Origin of the sequence: Cellulomonas pasadenensis (assembly GCF_047229365.1) — a bacterium.
Classification (GTDB): domain Bacteria; phylum Actinomycetota; class Actinomycetes; order Actinomycetales; family Cellulomonadaceae; genus Cellulomonas.
Genome location: NZ_JBFTEP010000008.1, coordinates 41,144 through 49,225 on the forward strand (window position 1 = coordinate 41,144; position 8,082 = coordinate 49,225).

Consider the following 8,082-nt stretch of genomic DNA (forward strand, 5'->3'; position numbering starts at 1 on the left):
CGGACGGCCGGGTGCGGGTCAGGCGGTCGTGCAGCTCACCGGGCCGGTGGGCGGCGTGCCCGAGCCGAGGAACCCGAGCGACGTCGTGCCGCCGGAGCGGAGCGTGCCGTTCCACGCCGCGTTCGTGACCGTGACCTGGTCACCGGAGGTCGCGAACGCGCCCGACCACCCCTGCGTCACGGCGCCGCCCGCCGGCAGCGCGAACCGCACGCTCCACCCGCTCACGGGCCGGCCCCCGGCGGTGACGTCGACGGTCGCCTGGTAGCCGCCGGGCCAGCGCGCGCCGACGGTGAGGGTCGCCGTGCACGCCGGGTCGCCGGGCGTCTGCGACGGCGTCGGGCCGGACGTGGGCACCGGCGACCCGGTGGGTCCCGTCCGCGACGGGGAGGGCGTCGGCCGCGGCGTCGGCAGCGGGTCGCGGCTCAGCGGCAGCTCGGGGCTGGTCTCGATGCCGTCGACGCGCAGCAGCGACGTCACGAGCTCGGTCAGCCACCCGGCGACGCGCGCGTGGTCGTCCAGCGACGGGTGCCAGTGGCACCCGGTGAGCTCGAGGCTCCCGTACTCCCACGCGACCACGCGGTCGTCCCCGGCGGCGACGGACGCGGCGGCGATCTCGACGGTCGCGGCGCGGACCTCCGGGGCGTTGTCGGGCGCCGAGAGGACCACGAACGTGTCCGGGCCGTACCGCGCGCGCAGGTCGGCGACGAACGCGGTGTACGCGGCGCGGAACTCGGTGCGCAGGCTCTGCTCGGTCCACGGCTCGCCCGCGGCCACGGGGGTGGAGAAGTCGTTGATGCCGAGGCCGACGACGACGACCTGCGGGTGCCAGTCCGCGGGCCGCTGCCACGCGTCGCCCTCGACGGCGAGCAGCGCGCGGTCCGCGTACGTGCGGAAGCTCGTGCCCGCGTCGGTGCCTGCGTAGTTGCGCACCATGCCGCGGCCGGAGAAGGCGTTCACGTGGTAGTCGGCGCCGACGGCGCGGGCGGTCAGCGCGGCGAACGAGCGGTCCGCGTTCGTGGTGCGCCGCACCTCGGCGTCCGTGCACTCGCGCGTGGTCGACTCGTTGCCGTAGCCGGCGGTGTAGGAGTCGCCGTGGAACTCCAGCTGCACGGCGCGCGGCTCGCGCGCGGGGAGCACCGCGCCGGCGGCGTCGGGCACGAACCCGCGGAACGTGCTCGTCGCCCAGGGGGTCTCGTTGCGCTTGACCACGCGGATCGTGTGCTCGCGGTCGTAGAAGAAGCCGAGGACCCAGTGGGTGCCGCTGCCCGGCTGCACCCACGTGTCGACCAGGATGTCGTTGACGAACACGTCGTAGTCCGCGCCCCCGCCGTCGAGCACGACGCCGACCCGGGGCCCGCGGAACCGGCCCTCGAAGACGACGCCCGGCCAGCTGAACGCGAGGCCGTCCCCGGTCGGTGCGACGCGTCCCGACGTGTGCACGGAGAGCACCGGCGCCGCGTCGTCCGCGGCGGCCGCGGACTGGACCGCGGCGCCGGCCAGCACCAGCGAGGCGGTCGCGGCGAGCGCGGTCAGGGCCTGGGCCGTCGTCGGCCGGGCGTGTCGCACGGGGTCTCCTCTCGCAGGGGCGCACAGCGCGCCCCTGCGCGTTCGTACCCGCCCCGGCGTCGCCGCCACCAGGCCCGAAGCGCTTCACATCGCGCCGCCGGGCGTCAGGCCGTCCCCGCGACGCCCGTCCGGTACGCCCACACCACGGTCTGCAGGCGGTCGCGCGTGCCGAGCTTCGTCATCGCCCGGCCCAGGTGCGACTTCACCGTCGACGGCTCCACGAACAGGGCCGCGGCGATCTCGGCGTTCGACATGCCCTCGGCGAGCAGCCGGACGATGTCGCGCTCGCGGGGCGTGAGGACGCCGGCCGCGTCGTCCGGGTCCGGCGCGGGGCGCCGCCGGGCGAACTCCGCGATGACGCGCCGCGTGACGGCCTGGTCGACCATCCCCTCGCCGCGTGCCAGGCGCCGGATCGCGTCGGCGAGGTCCGCCGGGTCGGTGTCCTTCAGGACGAACCCGCTGGCACCGGCCTCGAGCGCGCCGAAGACGTGGTCGTCGACGTCGAACGTCGTCACCACCAGGACCGCCGGCAGGTCGCCGTCGCGCTCGGCGACGATCTGCCGCGTGGCGGTGAGGCCGTCACCGCCGGGCATGCGCACGTCCATGCACACGACGTCCGGGCGGGTGCGGCGCACGACCTCCACGGCCTCCGGCCCGTTCGCCGCCTCGCCGACGACCTCGAGGTCGCCGACGTCCTCCAGCAGCACGCGGAAGCCCGCGCGGACCACCGCCTGGTCGTCGACCAGCACGACCCGGATCATGCGCGTCCTCCCTCGTCGTCGGCCACGGGCACCCGCAGCCGCACCTGCCACCCGCCGCCGGGCACCGGACCCGCGTCGAGCGTCCCGCCGACCAGCGCGGCGCGTTCGCGCATCACCGCGAGCCCCGTCCCGCCGTGCTCGCCCCGCGCCGGCGACGCGGGGCGCGCGGCGGGCCCGTTGACGACGTCGAGCCGGACGCCGCCGGGCTCGTGCGTCACCGTGAGCCGCACCGGTCCGCCGGGCGCGTGCTGCCGCGCGTTCGTCAGCGCCTGCTGCGCCACCCGGTACACCGACACGTCGGCGAGCGGCGGCAGCGGCACGGGGGTGCCGGTGCGCGTCAGCGCGACGTCGTCGCCGAGGTCGCCCGCCGTGCGGACGAGGTCGTCGAGCGCCTCGACGCCGGGCACGGGGGCCAGTGCGTCGCCCTCGTCGCGGCGGAGCAGGCCCACGACCTGGCGCAGGTTGTCGAGCGTCTCGCGCCCCTGGTCCCGCAGCCACGCCGCACCGGCGCGCGCCGCGTCCGGGTCGCGCCCGACCAGCTTCTCGACCGCCGCGGCCTGCACGACCATGCCCGACAGGTGGTGCGCCGCGACGTCGTGCAGCTCGCGGGCCAGCCGTGCCCGCTCGTCGGCGACGGCAGCCCGCACGCGCGCGTCGCGCTCGCGCTCGAGCTGGTCCGCGCGGTCCTGCACGAGCCGCAGGTGCTCGCGACGCGTCGCCAGGTGGATGCCGACCATCACCGCCAGCCCCCACACGAGCAGCGCCGAGACCGCGTGCTGCAGCACCACGTCGACGCCCCCGCCGCGCAGCACGGCGGCGGCCCCGGTCGTCACGGCCTCGACCACGGCCACGGACGCCGCGACGCGCAGCGCGCGGCCGGCGGGCAGCCGGGTGCCGATCGTCCCGGCGGCGACGAAGCCGGCGACCGACCGCACCGACACGTCCGGCGCGACCGCGACCAGGGCGACCTGCGTCGCCACGACCACGGCCACGCAGGCCGCGAGCCGCACGCGACGCAGCGCGAGCGCGAGCGCCTGCGCCGCGACCAGCACCAGCAGCCAGCCCTCGACGGTGCTCGGCGGACGGTCCTGCGGCGGGGTCAGGGCGCTGGTCCCTGCCGTCACGAGCACCATGAGCGCGGCCAGGACGACGGCCAGCAGCACGTCGCGGCCGAGCGGCCCGCGGGCCCCGAGGGACGGCAGGCGCTCGGCCCACCGCCCCTCGGGGCCCGTGCCGCGAGCGGGTTCCATGGCGGTCATCCTCCCGTGCGGCCGGTCAGTAGGTGACGTCGGGCGAGAGGAGGTTCGCCTGGTTGGCCGCGACGTCCACCGCGACGAAGGCGAGGAGCACGACCGTCGCGGCGGCGACGCGGACCCAGCCGGTGCGGGCCCGGGCCTCGGCGACCAGCCGCCACCCCGCCGCCAGCACGCCGAGCGCCCCGATCAGCGTGAGCAGCTGCGCGCCACGGACCACCAGCTCCGGGACGGGCTGCAGGCCCAGCACCGCGAGCAGGACGTACCCCCACACGGCGAGCGCGAGCACCGCCGCGACCGCGGCGACCCGGCTGAGCAGGTGCGCCCGGCGCACCTGGCGGTCGCGCGCTGCAGCGGCACCGGGCGGCGCGGCGGGTGCGCCGGCGCCGGGTCCGCGGGTGTCGTCCGCGACGGACGCCCGGCGGCCGCGCACGCGGCGGACGAGCGCGCCGACCGGCCACGCGAGCACCGTCAGGAGCAGCACCGCCGTGCCGCCGAGCAGGAGCGGCATCGTCGTGGCACGCGCCGGGGTGACGGGGACGAGCGACATCGCCGAGTCGAAGCCGAGCAGCTCCACGCGGCCGGCGTCGTCGGTGCGGACCGCGAGCCGACGGTCGCCGTCGACCTGCTGGTACACCCACGGCTCGACCTCCTCGACCACGGTCGGGCGCAGCCCGAACACGCCGGACGAGAACCGCAGCCGGTCGCCGTCGACGACCGTCGCCGTGATCGGCTGCAGCGGTCCGGCGGCCGTGAGGAACGTCGACACGAAGCCGCGCGTGCTCTCGTACGCGCCGGCGACGGCCTGCGCGTGCGCCGCCCGGGTCGCGTCGTCGACCGTGCTCGTCACGGTCCCGTCGGCGGGGAAGTACCGGTCGGCGAACGCGGTGAGCAGGTCCTCGCGGAGCAGGTAGGCGGCGCTGTCCGTGCCGGTGCTGCTGAGCGAGAGGTAGATGCCGGTGTCGTCGTCCGGCCACAGCTGCAGGTGCGAGTGGAAGACCTGCGTGTCGCCGCCGTGGCCGACGACGCGGTGCCCGTGGCGGGACTCGTCGAACCAGCCGAGGCCCATGCGGTCACCGTCCGCGAGCGCGCCCAGCGTGCCGGCGTCGAGTGCCGGCTGCTGCATGAGCGCGCGCGTCTGCGCGGAGAGGATCTGCTCGCCGCCCGTCGGGTGCCCGAGGTGCGCCAGCATGAACCGCGCCATGTCGGTCGCCGTCGCGCTCAGGGCGCCGGCCGGCGCCTGGCCGACCATCTCGAACGGCACGGGCGCGTCGTCGGACGTCGCGTAGCCGAGCGCGACGTCGTCCGCCAGGTCGGCGGGCAGCGGCTGCGCGAAGGACGAGGACGTCATGCCCGCCGGCGCGAGCACGTGCTCGGCGACGTACTGCTCGAACGGCACGCCGCTCACCGCCTCGACGACGTAGCCGGCCAGCGCGTTGCCGTAGTTGGAGTACGCGGGCGTCGTGCCCGGCTCGTACACCTGCTCCGGCGGTGCCTCGACGAGGCTGCGCCGCAGGTCGGGCGGGGTGTCGGCGGTGCCGATGAGGCCGGCGACCCGCTCCTCGAGCCCCGGCGTGTGCGTGAGCAGGTGACGCAGCGTGACGGGGTGGGCGAACCCGAGGTCCAGGCCTGTGTACCGCGCGACGTCGGTGTCGAGGTCGACCTCGCCGTCCTCGACGAGCTGCATCACCGCGGTCGCCGTGACCATCTTCGCCACCGACCCGACGCGGAACAGCGTGCGGTCGGCGTCGACCGGGGTGCCCGCCGCGACGTCCGCCAGGCCGAACCCGCGCGCGGTGACGATCTCGCCGTCGTGCACGACGGCGACCGTCGCGCCCGCGATCCGGCCCTCCTCGAGGGCGTCCGGGACGGTGCCGTCGAGCCACGCGTCGACGTCCTCGCGCGTCAGCCCGGCGGTCGACGCCGGCTGCTGCGGCGGGGGACCGGGCGGCTCGGGTGCGGCGGCGCACGCGCCGAGCGTGGCGAGCGCGGCGGCACCGACGAGCGCGAGCGCCGTGCCGCGGACCGTGCGGCGGCGGCGGCGGGGGACGGGGTGGGACGACGGGGGCGACGACGGGGTGGACGACGTGGGCGACGGCGATGACGACATGGACATGGTGACGACCTCCGGCCGCCGCGAGTGCCCGGTGCTGCTCCGGGCGGCGCCTCGCGGCCTGCGTCCATGCTGGTCAACGGCGCATCGCCGCCGCTTCGGGCGGGACGGGGAACCTCGCTTGCGACCTCCGGGGGAGGCGCGCGGCCGCGTCCTCGTCCTCGGGACGCAGCCGCGCCCCGCGGTGCGGCCGAGCGCGGGGTGCGTCAGGCGCCGGCCGCGCGCACCAGGCCCGTCTCGTACGCGACGACCACGGCCTGGACGCGGTCCCGCACGCCCAGCTTCGCGAGGACGCGTCCCACGTGCGTCTTCACGGTCGCCTCGGAGAGGAACAGCGCGGTGGCTATCTCGGCGTTCGAGAGCCCCTCCGCCACGTGCTCGAGCACCTCCACCTCGCGCGGCGTGAGCCCCGCGAGGCGCGGGTGCGGGGCGGCGGGGTCGGGCGCCTCGCCGGACTCCGGCAGCCGCGGCGCGAACAGCTCGAGCATGCGCCGCGTGATGCGCGCGGAGACGACGGCGTCCCCCGACGCGACGGTCCGCACGGCGGTGACGAGGTCCGCCGGGCGGGCGTCCTTGAGCATGAACCCGCTCGCGCCGGCGCGCAGCGCCGCGAAGGCGTACTCGTCCAGGTCGAACGTGGTGAGGATGAGCACGCGCGTGCCCGGGTACGCGGCGACCACGCGCCGGGTGGCCTCGATGCCGTCCATGCCGGGCATGCGGATGTCCATGAGGACGACGTCCGGCCGCAGCGCCGCGACCTGGTCGACGGCGGTCGCACCGTCGCCGGCCTCGCCGACGACGTCGAACCCGCCGCTCTCCAGCACGAGGCGGAACCCCACCCGCACCAGCGCCTGGTCGTCCACCAGCAGGACCGTCGTCATGCGTCTCCCTCGTGCCACGGCAGCAGCGCGCGCACGCGCCACCCCTCACCGTACGGACCGGCCTCGACGGTGCCGCCGAACACCGCGGCCCGCTCGGACATCCCGACGACACCGCGCTGCCCGCCGGGGCTCGGCGTGGCGGACGCGGTGCCGCCCGCGTCGGTGACGACGACCTCGACGGCGTCGGCGCGCCGGCGCACGTCGACGCGCACGTCGGTGGTGCCGGGCGCGTGCCGCAGCGTGTTCGTCAGCGACTCCTGGACGATCCGGTACACGGCGAGCTGGAGGGCCGGGTCGAGGTCCTCGAGCCCGGTCACCGCGAGGCCCGACGTGCGCACAGGCAGCCCCGCGGTGCGCGCCCGGTCGACGAGCCGCGTCATGTCGAGGCTGCCGGGCTGCGGCTCGAGCGGCGCGCCGGTGCCCGGGCCGGTGCCCCCTCCGGCGCCGGTGCCGGTGCCGGTGCCGGTGCCGGGGGCGCGGTCGTCCGTGTCGTCGTCGTGCAGCACGCCGAGGATGCGGCGCATGTCGCCGAGCGCGGCGCGCCCCGTGTCGACAAGCTCGTCGAGGGCCGCCCGCGCGCGGTCGGGCGCGAAGTCGAACGCGGCCGACGCGCCCCCGCCCAGCGCCACCATGACGGAGATGCTGTGCGCCACCACGTCGTGCATCTCCCGCGCGATCTGCGCGCGCTCGGACGCCTGCGCGAGCCGCGCACGCTGCTCCTGCTCCTCGGCGCGGGCGCGGGCCGCCTCGGCGAGCGCGGCGACCCGCTGGTGGCGCGCGTGCACGAGCGCGCCCGCCGCCACGGCGACGAGTGCGAGCACCAGCACCGGGCCGGCGGTCACGTACCAGGAGGCGCTGGTCAGGAACCCGGTCGGGCCGGTGCCCGTGACGCCCGCGAACGCGTCCGCGTCGGCGCGGTCGACGCCGAGCATCTGCGCGGCCACGGTCAGCGGCAGCGGGAACGCCCGCGCCGCCACGAGCAGCGCCAGCACGCCGCCCACCGCGGTCGCCCACACCGCGCGCGTCCGGCCCGTCGCCGCCACGGCGTACAGCGCGAGCGCGAGGCCGAGCTCGAACCCGTTGGTCGCGCCGGTCAGCCCGAGCGACGCGACCCCGAGCCCGGCCATGGCGACCGCGACGGCCACCGGGCGCCGGCGCCGCCAGAGGAGGGCGACGGCGCCCGCGAGCGTGAGGACGAGCGACGCGAGCTGCATGACGAGCACGCGCTGCGGGTCGACGACCTCGTACAGCCAGAACATCGAGTCGGCGCCGAGGCCGAGCAGCAGGGCCCAGCCGGCGAACGCCACGACCACGAGGGCGTCGACGACGCGGTCGACGCCGCCGCGGTGGCGGGCGAGGAACGCCCGGGCACCGGCGGGCGTCGCCGGCGTCGAGCCGTCGGCCACGACGGGCGCGTCGCTCACGTCGCCTCCCCGCCCATCCGTGCATCCTCCCAGCCCGGCCGCCACGGGCACGTCGGGCGCGGCCGGCAGCGCGCGCGGCGACGG

General features: G+C 77.3%; 6 protein-coding genes. All 6 read right to left on the minus strand.

Annotated features, from left to right (window positions below):
* Positions 1–18: 18 nt before the first annotated feature.
* The gene (locus AB6N23_RS02595; protein ID WP_412864479.1) at positions 19–1,566 is read right to left on the minus strand and encodes a cellulose binding domain-containing protein; all 1,548 of its coding nucleotides are present in this window, start codon (positions 1,564–1,566) and stop codon (positions 19–21) included.
* 104 nt (positions 1,567–1,670) lie between these two features.
* A complete protein-coding gene (locus tag AB6N23_RS02600; RefSeq protein WP_412864481.1) occupies positions 1,671–2,327 on the minus strand; it encodes a response regulator in 657 nt (218 codons plus the stop codon).
* Positions 2,324–3,577: a sensor histidine kinase gene (locus tag AB6N23_RS02605; protein WP_412864483.1), complete on the minus strand. Its 1,254-nt coding sequence runs from the start codon at positions 3,575–3,577 to the stop codon at positions 2,324–2,326. The genes AB6N23_RS02600 and AB6N23_RS02605 overlap by 4 nt, the downstream gene beginning before the upstream one ends.
* Positions 3,578–3,602: 25 nt before the next feature.
* Positions 3,603–5,696 carry a serine hydrolase domain-containing protein gene (locus AB6N23_RS02610; protein WP_412864485.1) on the minus strand — a complete coding sequence of 698 codons (2,094 nt, stop codon included), beginning with the start codon at positions 5,694–5,696 and terminating at the stop codon, positions 3,603–3,605.
* A 203-nt stretch (positions 5,697–5,899) separates the two neighbouring features.
* Positions 5,900–6,574, minus strand: coding sequence for a response regulator (locus AB6N23_RS02615; protein ID WP_412864487.1), 675 nt, complete (start codon positions 6,572–6,574; stop codon positions 5,900–5,902).
* Positions 6,571–7,998 carry a sensor histidine kinase gene (locus AB6N23_RS02620; RefSeq protein WP_412864489.1) on the minus strand — a complete coding sequence of 476 codons (1,428 nt, stop codon included), beginning with the start codon at positions 7,996–7,998 and terminating at the stop codon, positions 6,571–6,573. Before AB6N23_RS02620 ends, AB6N23_RS02615 begins: the two co-directional genes overlap by 4 nt.
* Positions 7,999–8,082 lie beyond the last annotated feature (84 nt).